17 protein-coding genes are annotated in these 22,363 nt (G+C 71.7%); 9 read left to right on the top strand and 8 right to left on the bottom strand.

Features of this window, described 5'->3' with window-relative positions:
- Positions 1-48: 48 nt before the first annotated feature.
- From AB0I42_RS22510 to AB0I42_RS22495, 4 genes are all read right to left on the bottom strand, one after another.
- On the bottom strand, positions 49-582 hold the full coding sequence (locus AB0I42_RS22510) for a hypothetical protein (protein ID WP_357539625.1): 534 nt from the start codon (positions 580-582) through the stop codon (positions 49-51).
- Positions 579-1,397: a DUF692 domain-containing protein gene (locus tag AB0I42_RS22505; RefSeq protein ID WP_357539692.1), complete on the bottom strand. Its 819-nt coding sequence runs from the start codon at positions 1,395-1,397 to the stop codon at positions 579-581. Before AB0I42_RS22505 ends, AB0I42_RS22510 begins: the two co-directional genes overlap by 4 nt.
- Complete coding sequence (locus AB0I42_RS22500; protein WP_357539623.1) at positions 1,394-2,311, bottom strand: TIGR04222 domain-containing membrane protein; 918 nt, start codon at positions 2,309-2,311, stop codon at positions 1,394-1,396. Before AB0I42_RS22500 ends, AB0I42_RS22505 begins: the two co-directional genes overlap by 4 nt.
- A 68-nt stretch (positions 2,312-2,379) precedes the next feature.
- Entirely contained in the window at positions 2,380-2,964 is a 585-nt protein-coding gene (locus tag AB0I42_RS22495; protein WP_357539621.1) for a helix-turn-helix domain-containing protein, read from the bottom strand.
- A 99-nt stretch (positions 2,965-3,063) separates the two neighbouring features.
- Here AB0I42_RS22495 and AB0I42_RS22490 point away from each other — a divergent pair, with 99 nt between their 5' ends.
- The 3 genes from AB0I42_RS22490 (at position 3,064) to AB0I42_RS22480 (ending at position 5,784) form a co-directional block, all read left to right on the top strand.
- Positions 3,064-3,942 carry a carbon-nitrogen hydrolase family protein gene (locus tag AB0I42_RS22490; RefSeq protein WP_357539619.1) on the top strand — a complete coding sequence of 293 codons (879 nt, stop codon included), beginning with the start codon at positions 3,064-3,066 and terminating at the stop codon, positions 3,940-3,942.
- Positions 3,943-4,035: 93 nt separating this feature from the next.
- Positions 4,036-4,680, top strand: a complete 645-nt coding sequence (locus AB0I42_RS22485) for an HAD-IA family hydrolase (RefSeq protein ID WP_357539617.1) — start codon at positions 4,036-4,038, stop codon at positions 4,678-4,680.
- A 162-nt stretch (positions 4,681-4,842) separates the two neighbouring features.
- On the top strand, positions 4,843-5,784 hold the full coding sequence (locus AB0I42_RS22480; protein ID WP_357539615.1) for an RIO1 family regulatory kinase/ATPase: 942 nt from the start codon (positions 4,843-4,845) through the stop codon (positions 5,782-5,784).
- Positions 5,785-5,869: 85 nt separating this feature from the next.
- On the opposite strand, the gene AB0I42_RS22475 is transcribed toward AB0I42_RS22480, so the two are convergent.
- Both AB0I42_RS22475 and acnA read right to left on the bottom strand, forming a co-directional pair.
- Positions 5,870-6,115, bottom strand: coding sequence for a DUF2630 family protein (locus AB0I42_RS22475; RefSeq protein WP_357539612.1), 246 nt, complete (start codon positions 6,113-6,115; stop codon positions 5,870-5,872).
- A gap of 124 nt (positions 6,116-6,239) precedes the next feature.
- The gene (gene acnA, locus AB0I42_RS22470; protein ID WP_357539610.1) at positions 6,240-9,032 is read right to left on the bottom strand and encodes an aconitate hydratase AcnA; all 2,793 of its coding nucleotides are present in this window, start codon (positions 9,030-9,032) and stop codon (positions 6,240-6,242) included.
- A gap of 182 nt (positions 9,033-9,214) precedes the next feature.
- Here acnA and AB0I42_RS22465 point away from each other — a divergent pair, with 182 nt between their 5' ends.
- The 5 genes from AB0I42_RS22465 to AB0I42_RS22445 all read left to right on the top strand — a co-directional run bounded on the left by AB0I42_RS22465 (position 9,215) and on the right by AB0I42_RS22445 (position 16,833).
- On the top strand, positions 9,215-9,571 hold the full coding sequence (locus tag AB0I42_RS22465) for a glyoxalase (RefSeq protein WP_357539608.1): 357 nt from the start codon (positions 9,215-9,217) through the stop codon (positions 9,569-9,571).
- A gap of 80 nt (positions 9,572-9,651) precedes the next feature.
- Positions 9,652-9,915 carry a hypothetical protein gene (locus tag AB0I42_RS22460; RefSeq protein ID WP_357539606.1) on the top strand — a complete coding sequence of 88 codons (264 nt, stop codon included), beginning with the start codon at positions 9,652-9,654 and terminating at the stop codon, positions 9,913-9,915.
- Positions 9,912-10,301, top strand: coding sequence for a hypothetical protein (locus tag AB0I42_RS22455; RefSeq protein WP_357539604.1), 390 nt, complete (start codon positions 9,912-9,914; stop codon positions 10,299-10,301). The genes AB0I42_RS22460 and AB0I42_RS22455 overlap by 4 nt, the downstream gene beginning before the upstream one ends.
- Before the next feature lie 236 nt (positions 10,302-10,537).
- The gene (pulA, locus tag AB0I42_RS22450; protein ID WP_357539602.1) at positions 10,538-16,018 is read left to right on the top strand and encodes a pullulanase-type alpha-1,6-glucosidase; all 5,481 of its coding nucleotides are present in this window, start codon (positions 10,538-10,540) and stop codon (positions 16,016-16,018) included.
- Between the two features lie 65 nt (positions 16,019-16,083).
- The gene (locus AB0I42_RS22445; protein ID WP_357539600.1) at positions 16,084-16,833 is read left to right on the top strand and encodes a class I SAM-dependent methyltransferase; all 750 of its coding nucleotides are present in this window, start codon (positions 16,084-16,086) and stop codon (positions 16,831-16,833) included.
- A gap of 129 nt (positions 16,834-16,962) precedes the next feature.
- Here the strand turns inward: AB0I42_RS22445 and AB0I42_RS22440 are convergent, their stop codons facing one another.
- Together AB0I42_RS22440 and AB0I42_RS22435 are read right to left on the bottom strand one after the other, a co-directional pair.
- The gene (locus tag AB0I42_RS22440) at positions 16,963-18,579 is read right to left on the bottom strand and encodes an ABC transporter substrate-binding protein (RefSeq protein ID WP_357539598.1); all 1,617 of its coding nucleotides are present in this window, start codon (positions 18,577-18,579) and stop codon (positions 16,963-16,965) included.
- Between the two features lie 138 nt (positions 18,580-18,717).
- Positions 18,718-20,193, bottom strand: a complete 1,476-nt coding sequence (locus AB0I42_RS22435) for an aminopeptidase P family protein (RefSeq protein ID WP_357539596.1) — start codon at positions 20,191-20,193, stop codon at positions 18,718-18,720.
- A 153-nt stretch (positions 20,194-20,346) separates the two neighbouring features.
- On the opposite strand from AB0I42_RS22435, the gene asnB reads away from it, so the two are divergent.
- Positions 20,347-22,314, top strand: coding sequence for an asparagine synthase (glutamine-hydrolyzing) (gene asnB / locus AB0I42_RS22430; RefSeq protein WP_357539594.1), 1,968 nt, complete (start codon positions 20,347-20,349; stop codon positions 22,312-22,314).
- The last annotated feature ends 49 nt before the right edge of the window (positions 22,315-22,363 follow it).

Raw genomic sequence — 22,363 nt, 5'->3', positions numbered from 1 at the left:
GCGACAGGCCGTTCGGGACTCACCAGGTACGGGCGACATCGCCCGCTGTCAACGGTCGGACCGGGCCGTCGTGCCCGGCAGTGTCAGGGTGTGCACCCGACCGGCGAACTGGATCACTACGGTGCCGTCGCCGCGGCGCAGCGCCGGAAGCCGGCGCGGGCGGGGGGCGTCAGTGTCGCGGTAGCGCCAGGTCGCCTCGCGGGCGGCCAACTCGTCCCGGGCCGGCCCGGTTAGCCGGCCGGCGGCGTGCAGGTCGCGGGCCAGGTCCCAGCCGTCGCGCAACGAGCCCCGGGTCGGCCGGGTGGCGGCGAAGCGGGCGAACGTCCCCGTCCATTCGGTGCCGAGCCCGGCGGCGAGCAGCGGCCAGTGCCGGGCGACGTCGCCGGCCCGCTTGCGCAGCAGCGCGCCGCGGGCGATGCCGACCAGCCGCTCGTCGAACCCCGCCGGCACGGGCGCCCCGGCGACCAGTGCCGCCACCAGTTCGGCCTGCCGGGCGGCCAGGTCGCCGTGCTTCACCGGTGCCGGCGGGTGCGCCGCTGCCGGCGCGGGGCCGCCGCCGGGGTGGCTGGGGCCGGCGGTCATGTGACGGTGGGATAGCCGGAGGCGGCGGCGACGGCGTCGAGTTCGGCGCGCAGCACGTCACCGGCCGGGTAGTTGCCGTCGCGTTCGAGCAGCAGCGCGGGTGGCCGGTGCCGGGCGCAGAGTTCGCCGATCAGGTCGAGCACGTCGGCCGGGATCGGATCGGTGTGCGTGTCGTGGTAGACGCCGCCGTGGTCGGCGCCGCCGGCGACGTGCACGTATGCGACCCGGTCCAGCGGCAGCCGGTCGAGCAGGTCCACCGGGTCGGTGCCCCGGTTGCGGGCGTTGGCGTAGACGTTGGCGATGTCGAGCAGCAGCAGGGCGCCGGTCTGGTCGAGGATCTCGGTGATGAACTGCGCCTCGGTCAGTTCGTCGTCGGGCCAGTCGAAGATGGCGGCGATCGGTTCGAGGGCGATGGGTACGGGAAGTTCGGCCTGCGTACGGCGGACGTTGCCGACCACCGCGGCGACGGCCTCCCGGCTGCGCGGCAGCGGCAGCAGGTGACCGGCCTCGACGTCGCCGGCCCGGACGAAGGCGATGTGTTCGCTGACCAGTGGTGCGTCGACGAGGGCGGCGGCGTGGGCGAGGTGGGCGACCCGGGCCGGGTCGACGGGTTCGGCGCCGCCGAGGGAGAGTCGTACGCCGTGCGTGACGACGGCGATGTCACGGGCCCGCAGGTCGGCGAGTGCGGCCGGGGCCGGCCCGGTGTGCGGCAGCGACTCGGCGACGACCTCGACGAACCGCAGACCGGGCAGGCCGGCGACGAATCCGGAGATCTCCGGCCGCCAGCCGATGCCGACGCCGTACGCCCCGGTCATCCGCCGCAGCCTCCGCATCCGCCGCAGCCACCCCCGCCGCCGCACGACCCGCCGCCACCACCGTCCGAAGAGGATCCGCCGCTGCACGAGGAGCCACTGCCACCCCCGCTGCTGGCGTAGTTGCGTTGGATCTCCGCGTCGGCGGCGAATCCCGGGTCGAGTGCCCACAGCGACGCCGCACCGAAGAGCGCGACGCCCATCGCGGCCCCGGCGGCGCCGTACGTGGCGTAGGCGGGCGTGGTCGCGGGGGAGAGGTGGACGTTCTGGACCCGCAGCCGGCTCAGCGCGGCCCGGGCGGCGCGGGTGCGGCGCGGCACGACGCTGAGGAAGACCACCGCGACCGGGGTGTAGAGCGCGGTCAACAGGATGATGAAGCCGACCGGCCGGTCGTTGGCGATGCCGGCGAAGATCCGGGCGACGCCCACGAGGACCAGGGCCAGCATGACCGCCGGGACGATCCGGGCGGCCCGGCGGGTGCCCGCGCTCGGCGCCAGCCCCTGCTGCTCCAGCGATTCGCGGAGCTGGTCGAGTGCCCGGGCGACGAAGCTGTCGGCCGGCAGCTGGCGGGGCTTGAGCCGCTTCTGGGCGGCGTTGTAGACGGCGGTGTCCAGCGGCGTCGCGCCGATCGGCAGCTGGCCGCCGACGGCGAGGGTGCGGTCCTTCGCCATCCCGATCACGCCGGCACCGCGTAGCGCGGCGAGCGACGAGTAGACGGCGAGCCGGGCGCCGCCGTTGAGGTAGGCCGCCTGTTGCGGACCGAGCTGTGCGGGCGACACGTCCCGGCGGCCGGCGAAGAGGATCAGCCGGTGTACGACGGCGAGCGTGACCAGCGTGGTCGCGGTGAAGAAGAAGATCAGCAGGAAGGTGGTACCCGGGATGCCCCAGGTGTCAGCAGGGGTGGCTGGAACTTCCATCGTGCAACTCCAGTCGCGTCAGGGGTCCGCGGCCTCATTGTGTCCGGCCCGTGCCACCCCGGTCCGGGTCAGCCCTTCACCGACGCCCGGCGGACGGCCTCCTCGACGAGGTCGAGGACCGCGCCGAGGTCGCCGGCCGGCCGGCCCATCGCCAGGTGCAGCACCAGCCCGTCGTATGCCAGCTCGAGGAACTGGGCCAGCACCTCGATCGACACGTCGTCGCGGAGCACGCCGGCGTCGCGCTGGCGGGCGAGCCGTTCGCGGGTGGCGCCGGCGATGCTGGCCGAGCGTTCGGCCCACCGCCGGGCGAAGGCCGGATCGGTGCGCAGCCGCCTCGACACCTCGAGCTGGGTGCCGAGCCAGCCGGTCGTGTCCGGTGACTGGGCCCGGTCGAGGAGGTCGCGCATCACCTGCACCAAACCGTTGCGGGCGACCGTCTCGGCCATCTCGGCGGCGTCGTCCTCGGCGACGGCGAGGAAGAGCGAGTCCTTGTCCCGGAAGTGATGGAAGATGGCACCGCGGGACAGCCCGGTCTGCTCTTCGAGCCGGCGCACCGTCGCGCCCTCGTAGCCGAGGCGGGCGAAACAGGCCCGGGCCGCGGCGAGGATCTCCTGGCGGCGCGCGTCGAGCTGGTCCTGGCTCACCCTGGGCACGCGACGATCGTGTCACGCCGGTGGGTCACCATGCAATCCGTACGTACGGCTTGGCAGCGCGGGTGCGGCGCGGCGGACCTGCGTCGATATCCTGTCGGCGTGACCGCCTCCGCGCCGTTGGGCGCCCCCGCTCATCCGGCACCGGCCGAGGCGTTGACCGTGGCGGCCGGGCAGGCCGAGGCGGTGCCCGGCGACCTGGCCGGCAACGCCGTCACCGCGGCCCGGCTGGTCGGGGAGGCGACCGCGCGGGGCGCGACGGTCGTCGTGCTCCCCGAGCTTTTCCTGCCCGCCTACCATCCGCCGACGCTGGCCGATCCGGCGACCGACGTCGCCGCCGACGGCGCCGGGCTGGTCGACGACGCCCGGCTGGAGCCGCTGCGTTCGGCCGCCCGGGACGGGAGCGCGGTGGTCGTGGTCGGGGCGGCGGTACGCCACCCCGACGACCGGCGTACCTGCTCGGCGCTGGTCGTGGACCGGGCCGGGACGGTCACCGCCGGCTACGACAAGCAGCACCTGTGCGGCCCGTACGAGAAGGCGCTGTTCACCCCGGGCGTACGCGGCGCGACGCTGACCGTCGACGGCTGGCGGCTCGGGCTCGGCATCTGTTACGACGGCTGTTTTCCCGAGCACGGACGGGCGGCGGCGGCCGACGGTGCCCACGCCTATCTCTGCCCGAGCGGATACGAACGCGGTTCGGAGCACCGCCGTGATCTTTACTATCCGGCCCGGGCGCTGGACAACGGCATGTACGTGGTCTTCGCCAATCCGGTCGGTGCCGCCACCCGGTGGCGGTTCAACGGTGGTGCCGCCGTCTACGACCCGCAGGGCCGTCCGCTGGTGCGGGCCGCCGACGACGGGGAGGCGGTCGTGGTCACCGCCTGCGACCCCGCGGAGCTGGTCCGGGTGCGGGCCACCCACTCGATGCTCGCCGACCGGCTGTCCGACCAGGGTGGACCGCGGGTATCGATCGCCGCCTGAGTCGCGAATCGGTCGACGCCATTTGTTCAACGGCAAATAATGTTTACGGGACAGGGGTTTTGTCGGATGGTCGACATCACATAAGGTGCGCGGGTGCCACTCCTGTTCCTCGATCTGGACGACACTCTGCTCGATCGCGGCGGGCCGTTTCGCGCGTGGGCCGAGGGGTTCCTGGCGGCTGTCGGTGCACCGCCCAAAGACATCGAATGGCTACTGTCCGTTGATGCGGACGGTCTGACCGACCGCTGGGACGTCGCCGACGCGATCCGGTCCCGCTACCAGTTGCGGACCCCGTCGATCGACCTGGTCGACGCGTTGCACGAGGGCGTGATGGAGCGCATCCGGCTCGATCCGCTGGTCGCCTGCGCGCTGCGGATCGCCGACGACGCCGGCTGGGTGCCGGTCGTGGTGACCAACGGCACCAGCCGGCAGGAGGATGCCAAGATCCGACGGACCGGGCTGGACCGCTACGTCGCCGACTGGGTGGTCGCCGACGAGGTCGGGGTGAGCAAACCCAATCCGCGGATCTTCGCGATGGCCGCGCAGCGGGTGCGGATGCGGCTGGCCGGAGCCTGGGTCGTCGGTGACAGCCCGGAGGCCGACATCGCCGGGGCGGCCGCGATGGGCCTGCCCAGTGTCTGGTTGCACCGGGGGCGCAACTGGTTGGAGCCGAGGTTCACCCCGACCCGTACGGTCGGCGGGTTGCTGCCGGCACTGGCCGCCGTGCTGGGAGCCTGAGGCCGGTAAAAACGGGTTGACGCCCCGGCGGGTCCGGCGGCAGACTTCCCGCGTCGTGTGAGCACCGGGTGCGCCCGGTCGAGTGGAGGGAGTTGAGCAGATGGCTGTCATCGCTGTGCGCCTCATGCCGCCTTCTTTCACCTCGACCAAAGGATCCCTGCTGTGCGCGAGCACGAACACGCACCATCGGCGCGCGAGCGCCGCACCCGCGGCAACCGTCGCTTCGACGACGACGAGCCGCAGTTCCTGAAGCGCTCCCGGCATTCGCCGGGCGGCTTCGACACCAACACCGACACCGACGAGCCGGAAACCGGTGACCGCTGGTCCAGTTGGGACGACGCCGAACGCGGCCCGGAGCCGCATCCGGCCTGGCTGGTCACCGAACTGGCCGCCGTCGACACCGAACTCGGCGTGCTGAAGACCGGCAAGGAAGCCGACGTGCACCTCGTGCGTCGGGGCGTACCCGACACCGACCGGTCCTGCCTGCTCGCCGCGAAGCGGTACCGGGCCCCGGAGCACCGGCTCTTCCACCGCGACGCCGGATACCTCGAAGGTCGCCGGGTCCGCCGGTCGCGGGAGAACCGGGCGATGGCGGCCCGTACGGCGTTCGGCCGGGAGATGATCGCCGGTCAGTGGGCCGCCGCCGAGTTCTCCGCGCTGACCAGGCTGTGGCAGGTCGGGGTGGAGTTGGGGGCGGTCGCGGTGCCGTATCCGGTGCAGTTGCGCGGTACCGAGGTGATGCTGGAGTTCGTCGGCGACGCCGAGTCGGGTACGGCGGCGCCCCGGCTGGCGCAGGTACGCCCCGAACCGGCGGCCCTGGAGCGCCTCTGGGGGCAGCTCGTCGACGCCCTGATGGTGCTGGCCCGGTCGGGCCTGGCGCACGGCGACCTGTCGCCGTACAACCTGCTGGTCCACGATGGACGGCTGGTGCTGATCGACCTGCCGCAGGTGGTCGACGTGGTCGCCAACCCGCAGGGGCCGGAGTTCCTGGCCCGTGACGTACGGGTGGTCAGCACCTGGTTCGCCGCCCGGGGCCTGTCGACGGACCTGGCCGACCCGGCCGCCCTGACGGCCCGCCTGCTCGCCGAGGCCGGCATGCGCTGACCGGCCCCGTCGTTGCCCGCGATCTTGCACTTGTCGCCCGACAATCCAGGCGAAAGGGGGAGATATGTGCAAGATCGCGGGAGGGCTACTGGAGGTAGCGCTCCACCTGGTTGCGGCTGGCCGGGCTGGTGGCGTCCGGATCGCCGCCGGAGTCGCGGGCGGCCCGGCGCCGGCGCAGCAGGTCCCAGCACTGGTCGAGGGACTCCTCCAGCTCGCGTAGCCGGGTCTGCTCCTCATCCGAGGAGATGCCGCCCGCCTGCACCTGCGTACGCAGGCGGTGCTCCTCGTCGACCAGCTCGTTGATCCGGCCCAGAATCGTCCTGTCGTCCATGCCTGAGAGCCTGTCACACCGGGCCGGCCGCCGCCCGCCGTCCGCCTTCGGTCACGCGCCGCCCCGGGTACGGCGAGGGGCGGGTCCCCGGTCGGGAGCCCGCCCCTGCGGCACGAACCTCGGATCAGCTCGCGATCATGCGACGCAGCACGTACTGCAGGATGCCGCCGTGCCGGTAGTAGTCGGCCTCACCCGGCGTGTCGATCCGGACCACCGCGTCGAACTCGACGCCGCTGTCCGTGGTGACCTTCACGGTGCGCGGGGTGCTGCCCTCGTTGAGCGCGGTCACCCCGCTGATCGAGAACGTCTCGGTGCCGGTCAGCCCCAGCGACTCGGCCGTCTCGCCCTGGGGGAACTGCAGCGGCAGCACGCCCATGCCGATCAGGTTGGAGCGGTGGATGCGCTCGTACGACTCGGCGACGACCGCCTTGACGCCGAGCAGCATCGTGCCCTTGGCAGCCCAGTCCCGCGACGAGCCCGAGCCGTACTCCTTGCCGGCCAGGATGACCAGCGGCACGCCGGCCTCCTGGTAGGCGACCGAGGCGTCGTAGATGCTGGTCTGCTCACCGGTGAGGTGGTTGACCGTGAAGCCGCCCTCGACGCCCGGCACGAGCTGGTTGCGCAGCCGGATGTTGGCGAACGTGCCGCGGATCATCACCTCGTGGTTGCCCCGGCGGGAGCCGTACGAGTTGAACTCGTGCTTGGGCACGCCGTGCTCGGCGAGGTACTTGCCGGCGGGCGAGTCGGCCTTGATCGAGCCGGCCGGTGAGATGTGGTCGGTGGTGACCGAGTCGCCGAGCCGGGCCAGGACCCGGGCGTCGGCGATGTCGCCGACCGGGGCCGGCTCCTGCGCCATGCCCTCGAAGTACGGGGGCTTGCGGACGTACGTCGACTCGTTCTCCCAGGCGAACGTGTCGCCGGTCGGGGTCGGCAGCGACTGCCAGCGCTGGTCGCCGGCGAAGACGTCGGCGTAGTCGCGGCTGAACATCTCGCTGGCCACCGACGCCGCGATGACCTCCTCGATCTCGGCGGCGCTGGGCCAGATGTCACGCAGGAACACCGGCTGCCCGTCGGCGCCCTCGCCGAGCGGCTCGTTGGCGACGTCGATGTCCATCGTGCCGGCGAGCGCGTACGCGACCACCAGCGGCGGCGACGCCAGGTAGTTCATCTTGACGTCGGGGTTGATCCGGCCCTCGAAGTTGCGGTTGCCGGACAGCACCGAGACGACGGCGAGGTCGGCCTCGTTGACGGCGGCGGAGACCGCCTCGGGCAGCGGGCCGGAGTTGCCGATGCAGGTGGTGCAGCCGTAGCCGACCAGGTGGAAGCCGAGCTTCTCCAGGTAGGGGGTCAGGCCGGCCCGCTCGTAGTAGTCCATGACCACCTTGGAGCCGGGGGCGAGGGTGGTCTTCACCCACGGCTTGCGGGACAGGCCCTTCTCGACCGCGTTGCGGGCCAGCAGCGCCGCGCCGATCATCACCTGCGGGTTGGAGGTGTTGGTGCAGGAGGTGATGGCGGCGATGACGACCGCGCCGTGGTCGAGTTCGAACTCGGTGCCGTCGTCGCCGGTGACCCGGATCGGGTTCGACGCCCGGCCGCCGGCGCCCACCGCGGCGGTGACCAGGTCACGCGGCTTGTCGGCGGGGTCGTTGAGGCCGTCGGTGGCCGGCGGGTCGCTGGCCGGGAACGACTCGGCGCTGGCCTCGTCCGCGGGGCCGCCGAGGGCCGGCGTGACGTCGGCGACGTAGTCGGTCAGCGCGGAGCGGAAGAGGGTCTTGGCGCTGTCCAGCGGCACCCGGTCCTGCGGGCGCTTCGGGCCGGCCAGCGACGGCTCGATGGTGGACAGGTCGAGTTCGAGCCGCTCGGAGTAGTTGGGCTCGGCGGCCGGGTCGTGCCAGAGACCCTGCTCCTTGGCGTACGCCTCGACGAGCGCGACCTGCTTCTCGTCGCGGCCGGTCAGCTGGAGGTAGTTGATCGTCTCGGCGTCGATCGGGAAGATCGCGACGGTGGAGCCGTATTCGGGGCTCATGTTGCCGATGGTGGCCCGGTTGGCCAGCGGTACGGCGCTCACGCCGGGGCCGTAGAACTCGACGAACTTGCCGACGACGCCGTGCTTGCGCAGCATCTCGGTGATGGTCAGCACCAGGTCGGTGGCGGTGGTGCCGGTCGGCATCTCGCCGTGCAGCTTGAAGCCGACGACCCGGGGGATCAGCATGCTGACCGGCTGGCCGAGCATGGCGGCCTCGGCCTCGATGCCGCCGACGCCCCAGCCGAGCACACCGAGGCCGTTGACCATGGTGGTGTGCGAGTCGGTGCCGACGACGGTGTCGGGGTAGGCCTGACCGCCCCGCTCCATGATCGTGCGGGCCAGGTATTCGATGTTGACCTGGTGCACGATGCCGGTGCCGGGCGGGACGACCTTGAACTCGTTGAACGCGGTCTGGCCCCAGCGCAGGAACTGGTAGCGCTCCTTGTTGCGGCCGTACTCCAGCTCGACGTTGCGCTCGAAGGCGTCCTCGCGGCCGAAGAGGTCGGCGATCACGGAGTGGTCGATGACCAGTTCGGCGGGGGCGAGCGGGTTGACCTTGGTCGGGTCGCCGCCGAGGTCGCGTACGGCCTCGCGCATGGTGGCCAGGTCGACCACGCAGGGCACGCCGGTGAAGTCCTGCATGAGGACCCGGGCCGGGGTGAACTGGATCTCCACGCTCGGGTCGGCGTCGGGGTCCCACTGGCCGAGCTGGCGGATGTGGTCGGCGGTGATGTTCGCGCCGTCCTCGGTGCGCAGCAGGTTCTCCAGCAGGATCTTCAGGCTGTACGGCAGGCGGTCATGCCCGTCGACCTGGCTGATCTTGAAAATCTCGTAGCTCGCGTCAGCGACGCGTAGCTGGCTCTTCGCACCGAAGGTGTCGAGGCTCGCCACGTCCGTACTCCCTTACACCAGCGACCGTCTAGGACCTGAGCAGCAGTCTTTCCTACTCGTTACCGCACCTGGCCGGTTAGGTAACACTTACCTCTGTCGCTGCTCCGGTTTCAACAAAACCGTACGTCCGTCTTGTTAAAGTCGCAACCTCGTGCCAGGCTCTGGGACGAGGAGGTCAAGTCATGATCCATCACGTGCAGCTCGCCTGCCCACCGCGCAGCGAAGACCTGTCGCGCGCCTTCTACGCCGGCGTGCTCGGCATGGTCGAGAAGCCCAAGCCGCCGGCCCTCGCGGCCCGCGGCGGTTGCTGGTTCACCGGGTACGGCATCGAGCTGCACCTCGGCGTCGAGGACGACTTCCGGCCGGCCCGCAAAGCGCACCCCGGGCTGCTGTGGCCCGACCTCGACGACCTCGCGGCCCGGCTCGAGGCGGCCGGCCACGCGGTGACCTGGGGCGACGGCGAACTGCCCGGCATGCGCCGCTTCCACACCCACGACGTGCACGGCAACCGGCTGGAGTTCCTCGCCCCGCTGCCGTGACCGTCCGGACGGACCATGATCGCTGAGACGGACCTGTGACCCGGTGGTCGATCGGGCCGCGACCGGTCAGGATGGCGGGCATGGTCGGCGAGGGTTCCCCGCGCAGGCGTACGCCCTGGCTGCTCGTCGGGCTGCTCGCGCTGGCGCTGGGCACCGCCGCGTTCTCCGTCGACCGGCCGCTGGCCGGCAAGGCCGGGCTGCTCCTGGTGCTGGTCGGGGTCAACCTCGTCTTCTGGCGGGTCACCACCGCGGTCGACCGGCGTACGGCCGGGCCGGGGCGGCGCGAGTCAACCGGGGTCGGGGGGTTTGCCGACCTCCCGGGCAGGAAATCCTCATCCTCGTGAGCGCCTCGATCGATCTGGACACGCTGACCGACTTCTTCGACCGGTACGGCGCCGCGTTGACCGCTGCCGACGTACCCGCGATCGCCGCCTGCTACGCGCTGCCGGGGCTGGTCGTCGCCGACTCCTACAGCTTCTCCTTCACCTCGCCGGCGGCGGTCGCGCTATCGTTCGTCGGCGCCGCGCCCGACTACCGGGAGCGCCAGCTGGTCGCCGCGCACGCGCAGATCCGCGACGTGCAGCGGCTGTCGGGGGCGCTGACCCTGGTCGCGGTCGAGTGGGAATACCTCGACAGTGCCGGCCGCGCGGTGCCCGGCGAGTCCTACCAGTACCTGCTGCGGACCACACCCACCGGTCCGGTCATCTGCACCGTGATCCGCGCCGGCTGACCCACCCCGCCCCGGCCGCCCTGCCGCGCCGCTCGCCCGGCGCTTCCCGCGATCTTGCACTTGTCGCCCCCCCATAAAGGACAAAGGGGGGAGATAACTGCAAGATCGCGGGCGTGTTTCGGGGGTGTTACTTGCGCAAGATGATGCATGGCGAATGCCTGCGCCTGCAAGGTCTTGCAGAAGGTTTCCGCAAAGGCTAGCGTGCGTGCGAATCCGCGACCCTAGGAAGGCCGTCGATGAAACCCCCGCCACGCACGCGCCCAGCCCCGCTCGCCCTCGTCGCCCTTCTCGCGCTCGCCCTCGTCGGCACCCCGGTCGCGGTGTACCCGGCCGGCGCCCGCCCCGCGCACGCCGCCGCCCCCGCCGGCGCCCAGCAGTGGAACAGCGAACCGTCGGCGGACGCGCTGGCCAAGGCCCGCCCCGGCGCCAGCCGCGCCGAACAGTTCTACTTCGCGCTGCCCGACCGGTTCGCCAACGGCGACCCGCGCAACGACCGCGGCGGCCTGTCCGGCGACCGGCTCGGCACCGGCTACGACCCGACCGACAAGGGCTTCTACCACGGCGGCGACCTCAAGGGCGTCATGGACCGGCTCGACTACATCCAGGGTCTGGGCACCACCGCCATCTGGCTCGCCCCGGTCTTCAAGAACCGGCCCGTGCAGGGCACCGGCGCCGACGTGTCGGCCGGCTACCACGGCTACTGGATTACCGACTTCACCCAGGTCGACCCGCACTTCGGCACGACCGCCGACCTGAAGAAGCTGGTGAAGTTGGCGCACCAGCGCGGCATCAGGATCTACCTCGACGTGATCGTCAACCACACCGCGGACGTCATCGGGTACGAAGAGGACAGTTACACGTACGTCGACAAGGCCACCGCGCCGTACCGCGACGCCCAGGGCCGGCCGTTCGACGACCGCAACTACGCCGACGGCAGCCGCGACTTCCCGAAGGTGAACACCGACTCGTTCCCGTACACGCCGGCCTTCGCCACCCCCGCCGACGCCCGCGTCAAGGTGCCGGCGTGGCTCAACGACCCGACGATGTACCACAACCGCGGCGACAGCACCTTCGCCGGTGAGAACAGCGAGTACGGCGACTTCTACGGCCTCGACGACCTGTGGACCGAGCGCCCCGAGGTGGTCCGCGGCATGACGAAGATCTTCGCCGACTGGATCGCCGAGACCGGCGTCGACGGCTACCGGCTCGACACCGTCAAGCACACCAACCTCGACTTCTGGCCGCAGTTCAGCCGCGGCATCGAGCAGGCCGCGAAGCGCGCCGGCAAGCCCGACTTCTTCATGTTCGGCGAGGTCTACAGCGGCGACCCCGAGGTCACCTCCACCTACGTCCGGCAGGGCGAGTTGGCCGCCACCCTCGACTTCGCCTTCCAGGAGACCACCCGCGGCTACGTCGCCGCCGACGCGTCGGCGCGTACGCTCGCCGACCTCTACGCCCGCGACGACCTCTACGCCGCCCGCGACACCGGCGCTGGCCGGCTGCCGACCTTCCTCGGCAACCACGACGTCGGCCGGATCGGCTCGGCCATCGTTGGCGGCTCCACCGACCCGGCCACCCACCTGCGCCGCGACCAGCTCGCCCACGAGCTGATGTTCCTCACCCGCGGCCAGCCCGTCGTCTACGCCGGCGACGAGCAGGGCTTCACCGGCCCCGGCGGCGACAAGGACGCCCGGCAGACCCAGTTCGCCAGCCGTACGCCGGACTACCTCGACGACGACCTGATCGGCACCGACGCCACCCACGCCACCGACAACTACGACACCCGCCACCCGCTCTACCGGACCATCGCCGACCTCGGCAAGCTGCGCCGCGACCACCCGGCGCTGCGCGACGGGATCCAGGTCACCCGGTACGCCGCCGACGGGCCCGGCGTCTTCGCCTTCTCCCGCGTCGACCCGTCCCAGCGGATCGAGTACGTCGCCGCGGTCAACAACTCCGGCACCGCGCAGACCGTCACCGTCGACACCTGGTCGGCCGGGGCGAACTTCCGCGGCGTCTACGGCACGAACGCCACCACCCGGGCCGGCGCCGACGGCAAACTCACCATCACCGTGCCGCCGCTGTCCGCCGTCGCCCTGCGCGCCGACAAGGCCGTCCCACAGCCCGGCGCCAAGCCGGCCGTGACGATCAGCGCGCCGGCCGCCGACGCCGCCGTGGCCACCCGCGCCGCCGTCGTCGCCGACGTCACCGGCGACCCGCTGTCCACCGTCACCGTCGCCGCCAAGGTCGGTGACGGGAAGTGGACCCTGGTCGGCACCGCCGACCGGGCCCCGTACACCGTCCACCACGACCTCGACGGCCTCGCCGCCGGCACCCGCGTCGAATACAAGGCCGCGGTACGCGATAGCCGGGGCCGCACCGCCGCCGCCAAGCGCGTCGTCACCGTCGGCACCCCGCCGGTCGCGGAGTCCCGGGACTGGGCGGTCGTGCACTACCAGCGGCCGGAAGGCGGCTACGACGACTGGAACCTCTACGCCTGGGGCGACATCGACCCGGCGTACGTCACGCAGTGGCCGGCCGGGCAGCCGTTCGCCGGGGAGGATTCGTACGGCCGGTTCGCCTGGGTCAAACTGAAGCCCGGTGCCAAGCAGGTCGGCTTCATCGTGGTCGACGGCAACGGCGTCAAGGACGTCGACGCCGACCGGACCATCGACGTGAGCCAGACCGGCGAGATCTGGATCAAACAGGGAGACCCGACCATCTATCCCACCCGCCAGGCGGCCACCGGGCAACCGGATCCGCCCGTCGACGAGAACACCGCGGTCCTGCACTACCGGCGGCCGGCCGGCGACTACGACGGCTGGGGGCTGCACGTCTGGGACGGCGCGGCCAACCCCACCGACTGGTCGGCGCCGCTGCCGCCGGCACAGACCGACGCCTTCGGGGTCACCTTCCGGGTGCCGCTGTCCGCCGGCGCGACCGGGCTCAGCTACATCATCCACAAGGGCGACACCAAGGACCAGCCCGAGGACCAGCGGCTCGACTTCGCCACCGCCGGGCGGGAGGCGTGGCTGCTGGCCGCCACCCCGGGCCGGCTGCTGCCGGTGTCCGCCGCTGCCACCCGTGACCTCGACATCAGCAAGCAGCGGGCGCACTGGATCGACCGGTCCACCGTCGCCTGGCAGGTCGGCCCGACCGACGGCCGCCGCTACGACCTGGTCTCCGCGCCGGCCGGCGGACTGTCCATCGTGGATGACGAACTCGTCGGTGAACACACCACGATCCCGCTGCGGGCCACCCCCAACGGGCTCACCGAGGCGCAGCGCGCGAAGTTCCCGCACCTGTGGGCGTACGAGGCACTCGCGGTCGACAAGCGCGACCACGGCAAGCTCGCCGCCGCGCTACGCGGCCAGCTCGTCGTCACCGAACGCGACCACGAGGGCAACCTGATCTCCGCCACCGGGGTGCAGATCCCCGGCGTCCTCGACGACCTCTACGCCAAGGCCACCGACGCCGACCTCGGCGCCACCTTCCGCGGCGGCCGGCCCACCCTCGCCGTCTGGGCACCGACCGCCCGCACCGTCAGCCTCGAACTCTTCGACACCCCGGCCGACACCCCGCGACAGGTCACCATGCGCCGCGACGACCGCACCGGGATCTGGTCGGTGACCGGCGAGAAGAACTGGACCGGCCGCTACTACCGCTACCGGATCGAGGCATGGCAGCCGGCCGTGCAGCGGATCGTCACCGCCTCGGTCACCGACCCGTACTCGGTGGCGCTCGCCGCCGACTCCACCCACACCCAGATCGTCGACCTGGCCGACCCCGGCCTCGCCCCGACCGGCTGGGACAAGCTGCGCAAGCCGGCCGCGGTGCCGTCCGGCCGTACCCAGATCACCGAACTGTCCGTACGCGACTTCTCGATCGCCGACGACACCGTGCCGGCCGACCGGCGCGGTACCTACCTCGCCTTCACCGACCCGAACACGGCCGGCATGACGCACCTGCGTGGCATCGCCGACGCCGGGGTCACCCACCTGCACCTGCTGCCGGCGTTCGACTTCGCCACCATCCCCGAACGCCGCGCCGACCAGGCCCAGCCCGACTGCGACCTGGCCGCCCTGCCGCCGGACTCCGAACAGCAGCAGGCGTGCATCGCCGCCGTCGCCGACACCGACGGCTACAACTGGGGGTACGACCCGCTGCACTACACCACCCCGGAGGGCGGGTACGCCGTCGACCCGGCCGGCGCCGCCCGCACCCGGGAGTTCCGGCAGATGGTCGCCGGGGTCAACAACGCCGGCCTGCGGGTGGTCATGGACGTCGTCTACAACCACACCTCGGCCGCCGGCGCCGACCCCAAGTCCGTCCTCGACCAGGTGGTCCCCGGCTACTACCACCGGCTGCTCGACGACGGCGCGGTCGCCAACTCCACCTGCTGCGCCAACACCGCACCCGAACACGCGATGATGGACAAGCTGATCGTCGAGTCGGTCGTCACCTGGGCCCGGGCGTACAAGGTCGACGGGTTCCGGTTCGACCTGATGGGCCACCACCCGAAGGCCAACATGCTCGCCGTACGCAAGGCCCTCGACGGGCTGACCGTCCGCAAGGACGGCGTCGACGGCAAGGCGATCCTGCTCTACGGCGAGGGCTGGGACTTCGGCGAGGTCACCGGCAACGCCCGCTTCGTCCAGGCCACCCAGTTCAACATGGCCGGCACCGGCATCGGCACCTTCAACGACCGGCTCCGCGACGCCGTACGCGGCGGCGGCCCGTTCGACGAGAACCCGCGCGTGCAGGGCTTCGCCAGCGGCCTGTTCACCGACCCGAACGGTGACCCGGTCAACGGCGACGAGGCCGCGCAGCGCGCCCGGCTGCTGCACCAGCACGACCAGATCAAGGTCGGCCTGACCGGCAACCTCGCCGACTACCGGTTCACCTCGACCGCCGGCACCCCGGTCACCGGTCGGCAGGTCGACTACAACGGCTCGCCGGCCGGCTACACCGCCGCGCCCGGCGAGGCGGTCACGTACGTCGACGCGCACGACAACGAGATCCTGTACGACGCGCTGGTGTACAAGCTGCCGACCGGTACGTCGATGACCGACCGGGCCCGGATGCAGGTGCTCGCGATGAGCACCGTCGTGATGGGGCAGGGGACCGGGTTCGTCACCACCGGCACCGAGCGGCTGCGGTCGAAGTCGCTGGACCGCAACTCGTACAACTCCGGCGACTGGTTCAACCAGATCCGCTGGGACTGCGCCGACGGCAACGGCTTCGGCATCGGGCTGCCGCCGGCCGGTGACAACCAGGAGAAGTGGTCGTACGCCCGGCCGCTGCTGGCGAACGCGGCGCTGGTGCCGGACTGTGCCGCGGTCGGGCTGACCGACGCACGCTACCGGGAGCTGCTGCGGATCCGGGAGTCGTCGCCGGTGTTCGGGCTGCCGACCGCCGCCGAGGTGCAGAAGCGGGTGACGTTCCCGCTCTCCGGCACCGCCGAGACCCCGGGCGTGATCACGATGCGGCTCGACGGCCGGGGCCTGGACCGGCAGTGGAAGTCGGTGACCGTCGTCTTCAACGCCGGCCCCGGGGCCGCCACCCAGAAGGTCGACGGGCTGCGCGGCGCGAACGTCGCCCTGCACCCGGTGCTGGCCGGCTCGGCCGACCCGGTCCTGCGTACGGCGATCTTCGACCGCGCGTCCGGCACCTTCACCGTTCCGGGCCGCAGCGTGGCCGTGTACGTGGAACGCTGACCCGTGCTCGCGGCGGCCCCGGTGAAATCCGTTGCCGGGCGCCGCCGCGCGGCGTGCAATGAGCCGTGACCACCAACCACGTACAGACCAACCGCGAGGTCTGGGACAACATCGCCGACTGGTACGCGGAGCGGGCCCCCGCCAACTGGGCGGCCGACGAACCCGACTGGGGCATCTGGAAGATCCCGCAGTCCGAGCTGCCCCTCCTGCCCGCCGACGTCGACGGCCTCGACGCGGTCGAACTCGGCTGCGGCACCGCCTACGTCTCGGCCTGGCTGGCCCGCCGCGGCGCCCGCCCGATCGGCATCGACAACTCGCCCCGCCAACTCGCCACCGCCCGCGCCATGCAGGAACGGTTCGACCTGCACTTCCCGCTGATCCTGGCGAACGCCGAGGAGGTGCCGCTCCCGGACGCCTGCGCCGACCTGGCGATCAGCGAGTACGGCGCGGCGATCTGGTGCGACCCGTACCGGTGGATTCCCGAGGCGGCCCGGCTGCTGCGGCCCGGCGGTCGACTGATCTTCCTGGCCAACTCGGTGCAGCTGATGCTGACGATGCCCGACGTCGGCGCGGCCGGCGAGACGTTGCTGCGTCCGCTGTTCGGGCTGCACCGTCTCGAGTGGCCGGGCGAGGGGGTCGAGTTCCACCTGCCGCACGGCGAGATGATCCGGCTGCTGCGGCGCTGCGGCTTCGAGGTCGAGGACCTGATCGAGGTGCGGGCGCCGGAGGGCGCGCAGACCGCGTACGACTTCGTCGGCCTCGACTGGGCGCGTAGGTGGCCGAGCGAAGAGGTCTGGTTCGCCCGCAAACGCTGACGGGCCGCGCCCCCGGGAAGGGGTAGCTGTCGCGGGCCACAGCGAATTCGGCGTGGATACATCGAATTCGCTGTGGCCGCGAACAGCAACATGTCCCGGGCCGCACGAGCGCCCCGGGCCCCGGCGCCGTCAGCCGGTCAGTTCGATCTTCAACAGGTCGATCTGGCCGTACGCGTCGGTCTCGACGTTGCGGACCCGCTCGGAGTGGCCGTAGCTCTCCCGGCCGAAGCGCAGCGGCAGCACCGGCACCTGCTCGGCCAGCATCGCCTCCGCCTCCTGGTACTTGGTGATCGCGGCGGCCTGGTCGGCGGCCCGGCCACCCTCGCGCAGCAGCGCGTCGAAGCCGGCGTCGCTGAACCCGGAGTAGTTCGACGAGCCGCCGCTGGCGTACAGCGGGGCCAGGTAGTTCTCCATCGACGGGTAGTCCATCGACCACGACTGCCGGAACAGGCCGACCGGCTGCCGCGCGTCGACCTTGCGCAGCACGTCGCGGTACGTCGGCTCGGCCACCGCCTCGCACTCCACGCCGAGGTTGGTGCGCAACTGGTCGCAGACCGCGTCGACCCACTCGCGGTGGCCGCCGTCGTCGTTGAACGTGATGCGCAGCGCCGCCGGACCCTTCGCCGCCTCGTACGCCGTCCTGGCCTTGGCCGCGTCGAACACGCACGCCTCGCCGCAGGTGTCCGGCCGGGCCCCGGCCACCAGCGGGGAGACGAACGAGCGGGCCGGCGCCTGCTGGTCACCGGAGCCGTTGACGGCGTCCCGGTCGATCGCCATCGAGATCGCCCGGCGCACCTCCGGCGAGGCGAAGTCCGGCTCGTACGTCGGGAACGCCAGGAACTGGTACGCGGAGTTCGCGCCGTTGCGCAGCCGGTCGCCGAGCGCCTCCTGCGCCGCGTCCACGCTGGCGGCCGGGATGTTGCGGATCAGGTCGGTCTCGCCGTCGGTGACGTCGGCGAGTCCGGCCGAGAGCTGGTCGTAGACCCGGAACTGCACGCTGCGCAGCCGGGGCTTCTCCGCCGGGTAGGCGTCGTAGCGTTCGACCTCGATGGGCGCCCCGCGCTGCCACGTGCCCTTCAGCCGGAACGGCCCCTGGCCGACGACGGCCTGTTCGAAGTCGGGCTTCAGCACACCCTCGGCCTGCCACGCCGACGCCGGCAGCGGCAGGAACGCGCGGTGCCCGAGCACCGACGGGAACTCGGCGAACGGCGCCGAGAGCCGGACCGTGAACGTCAGGTCGTCGACCTTGGCCAGGCCGGTGAGCGTACGGGCCTTGGGTTCGGCGGCCGGTCGTTCGCCGTCCGGGCCGTCCGGGTCGATCTTCTGGAGGTCGGCGTAGCCGTCGACCTTCTCGAACAGGTAGCCGCCGGCCTGCCCGTTCGGGCCGTACGCGGCGTGGTTCCAGGCGTTGATGTAGCTGTCGGCGGTGACCTTCTCGCCGTTGTGGAAGGTGAAGTCGGGCTTGAGCCGGACCGTCCATTCCAGGTTGTCCTCGGACTCGACCGACTCGGCCGCGAGTGGCACCGGCCGGTGCTCGGCGTCGAAGCCGACCAGCGGGGTGAACAGCGCGGCCAGCACCTGCGCCCCGTTGGGTTCGACGGTGTTCGACGGGATCAGGTGCGCCGGTTCGGCCAGCCCGACGACGATCGTGTCCGCCGGCACGTCGTCGCCGCCCGTGCAGGCGCTGGCTCCGAAGGCGACGACCAGCGCCGCCGTGGTCCAGGCCGCGACTCTGCGGACCCGCATGAAACCTCCTCGTGGTCGTGCCGCCCCACCCCCTGCGGGACGGCACGGTCGTGCACCGCGGTGGCACGGATCCTTCCGGGCACCACGGTGCGGCGCCCGGCGGGTCGCCGGGCGCCTCGTTCGAGCTCGGTACGGGCGTCAGCCGGGCAGTCGGTGACCGGCCTCCCGCTGGGTGGCGAGCCAGCTCTCCACCTCGTCGGACCGCCGGGGCAGGCCCGCCGAGAGGTTGACCGCGCCGGCAGGGGTCACCAGCACGTCGTCTTCGATGCGTACGCCGACCCCGCGCAGTTCCTCGGGCACCAGGTCGTCCTCGGCCTGGAAGTAGAGGCCGGGCTCCACGGTCAGCACGTTGCCCTCGGCGAGGGTGCCGTCGCGGTAGTGCTCCTTGCGGGCGTTGGCGCAGTCGTGCACGTCGATGCCGAGCATGTGGCCGAAGCCGTGCAGCGTCCACCGGCGGTAGACCGACGAGTCGGACTCCATCGCCTCGTCGACGCTGACCGGCAGGACGCCCAGGTCGGCGAGGCCCTGGGCGAGGACCCGCATGCAGGTCAGGTGGATGTCCTGGAACTTCACGCCGGGCTTGATCGCGTCCATGCCGGCCTGCTGGGAGGCGTAGACGACGTCGTACACCTGGCGCTGCAGCGGGGTGAACGTGCCGTTGACCGGGACGGTGCGGGTCACGTCGGCGGTGTAGAGGTGCCGGTTCTCCACGCCCATGTCCATCAGCAGCAGGTCACCGGGGCGGGTGGTGCCGGTGTTGCGGGTCCAGTGCAGGATCGTGGCGTGCGCGCCGGCGCCGACGATCGTGGCGTAGCCGACGTCGTTGCCGTCGTGCCGGGCGCGCAGCCCGAAGACGCCCTCGACCAGCCGCTCGCTGACCGGCCGGTCGGCGGGCAGGATCCGGGCCACGTCCTCGAAGCCGCGTACGGTGGCGTCGATCGCGTCCTGGAGCTGGGCGATCTCCCACTCGTCCTTGACCAGCTTCAGCTCGGACAGGACCGCCGCCAGCTCCCGGTCGCGGGCGCCGGCCCGCTTGGGATCGTACGGCCGGACGGTGGCGTCGACGCGGGTGTCGAATCCGCGCAGCACCCGGGTACGCCCCGGCGCGCAGTCGGCCAGCGCGGCCGCCAGCTCGGTCAGCGGCGCGGTCTCCAGGCCCAGTTCGGTGGCCTTCTCGGCCAGCGTGTGGCGGCGGCCGACCCACAGCTCGCCGTCGCGGCTGCGGAAGAACTCGTCGTCGCTGTCGCGGGCCGCCTGCGGCCGGGTGTAGAGGATCGCGTCGTGGCCGCCGCCGTTGGGGCGCAGCACCAGCACGCTGCCCGGGTCGTAGTCGCCGGTCAGGTAGGCGAAGTCGCTGCCGGGCCGGAAGGCGTACTCGGTGTCGTTGGCGCGTACCTTGTCCCGGCCGGTCGGGATGACCAGGGTCTCGCCGGCGAAGGCGGCGGACAGGGCGGCCCGCCGCTTGGCGTAGTTGGGCACCTCCGGGCGTGGGCCGGCGTGCAGCGGGTCGTCCCGCCAGCCCTCGCGCATGAACTGGAGGAGCTTCTCCGGAAAGTCCGGGTCGTGTGACTCGGTGCGTGTCGCCTGCGTGTTTTCGACCCGGTCGTCGCCCATGACGCCTCCCCACTACGTTGCTTGCGGTCCGTCCCCGCAGTAGACGACCGTACCGCGCGCGGGTGGGGGTGGGTCGCCGGTGTCCGGCGATATACGTCAGGTGTCGGGCCGGTGCCGGCGTACGACGGGCGGGACCGTGGAAAGATGGCCGCCATGTGCGGACTTCTGGCCTTCTTCAGCGCGCGCGGCGACGCCGCCGCCCACCGCGACGCGATCGCCGGTGCCCTCGAATGCCTCCACCACCGGGGGCCCGACGAGACCGGTGTGGAGATCATCGGTGACGCCACCGGCCAGTTCGCCGACGCGGTGTTCGCCCACAAGCGGCTGTCGATCATCGACGTGGCGCACAGCCAGGAGCCGTTGCCGTACGCGGGTGGCCGCTACCTGTTGACGTTCAACGGTGAGATCTACAACTACATCGAGTTGCGCGAGGAGTTGGCCCGCGAGTTCGGTGCCCAGTTCAGCACCCTCGGTGACGGCGAGGCGATCGTCGCCGGCTACCACTACTGGGGTGAGCGGGTGCTCACCAAGCTGCGCGGCATGTTCGCGTTCGTCATCTGGGACCGGCTGGAGCGCAGGGCGTTCGGCGCCCGCGACCACTTCGGGATCAAGCCGCTGCACTACCTCCAGACCGCCGACGGGATCTACCTGGCATCGGAGAAGAAGGCGCTGCTGCCGTTCGCGCACTCGGCGTACGCCGGGGACGCCGGTGTCGACGCGGCCAACCTGTCGCACTACCTGACGTTGCAGTACGTCCCCGAGCCGCGCACCCTGCACCAGGGCATCCACCGGATCGGGTCGGGGGAGTGCCTGACCTGGAGCGTGACGGGCGGCGGCAGCGTCGACGTGCGCCGCTGGTACCAACCGGTGTTCCGGCCCACCCCGCAGCCCGAGCCGCAGCGGCTCTACGACGAGATCCGTGAGGTGCTGCGCGAGAGCGTACGGATGCACATGCGGGCCGACGTGCCGGTCGGCTCGTTCCTGTCCAGCGGCATCGACTCGACCGCGGTGGTGGCCCTGGCCCGGGAGTTCAACCCGAACATCCTGACCTTCACGGTCGGCTACGACGTGCCCGGCTACTCGGAGATCGACGTCGCCCAGGAGTCGGCACGGCACCTCGAGGTGACCACGATCCCGACGAAGATCGGTCCGCAGGACATGATCGACGCGCTGCCCAAGATCGTGTGGCATCTCGACGACCCGGTGGCCGACCCGGCGCTGGTGCCGCTCTACTTCGTGGCGAAGAAGGCGGCCGAGCACGTCACCGTGGTGCTGTCCGGCGAGGGCGCCGACGAGTTTTTCGGCGGCTACACGATCTACCGCGAGCCGCTGTCGCTCGGCACCGTCAACGGGCTGCCGGACCCGATGCAGAAGGGGCTGCGCGCGGTCTCGAAGGTCATCCCGCAGGGGGTGAAGGGCAAGAGCTTCCTGGAGCGCGGCACCACGCCGATCGAGGAGCGCTACTACGGCAACGCGCGGATGTTCACCGAGGCGGAGAAGCAGAAGCTGATGCGCCGCTACGACCCGAACGTGCGCTACACCGACGTGACCGCCCCGATCTACGCCGAGTGCACCGAACTCGACGACGTCACCAAGATGCAGTACGTCGACCTCTACACCTGGCTGCGCGGCGACATCCTGGTCAAGGCCGACCGGATCTCGATGGCGCACTCGCTGGAGGTCCGGGTGCCGTTCCTGGACAAGGAGGTCTTCGAGGTCGCCGCGAAGGTGCCGGTCGACCTGAAGCTGCCGCCGCGCTCCGACGCCACCAAGTACGCGATGCGCCAGGCCCTGCAGGGGGTGGTGCCGCCGGCGATCGTCAACCGGCGCAAGCTCGGCTTCCCGACCCCGACCCGGGTCTGGCTGCGCGGCGAGATGTACGAGTGGGCCCGCCACGTGCTGGCCACGTCCGGCGCCGGCGAACTGCTGGACCTGTCGTACGCGATGCGGCTGCTCGAGGAGCACAAGCGGGAGGAGGCCGACCACTCCCGCAAGGTGTGGACGGTGCTGATCTTCTGCATCTGGCACGCGATCTTCGTGGCGCGCACGCTCGACCCCGGAATCCAGCGCAACCAGTCGGCGCTGCTGACCAAGCCGGTCGTCGGCTCGATGGTGCACTGACCCGTCTTCGGAACGTACGGCGGCCCGGACCGAATCGGTCCGGGCCGCC

The organism is Polymorphospora sp. NPDC050346 (genome assembly GCF_040655695.1).
Lineage (GTDB): Bacteria > Actinomycetota > Actinomycetes > Mycobacteriales > Micromonosporaceae > Polymorphospora > Polymorphospora lycopeni.
This window is presented reverse-complemented; position numbering and strand designations above follow the sequence as displayed.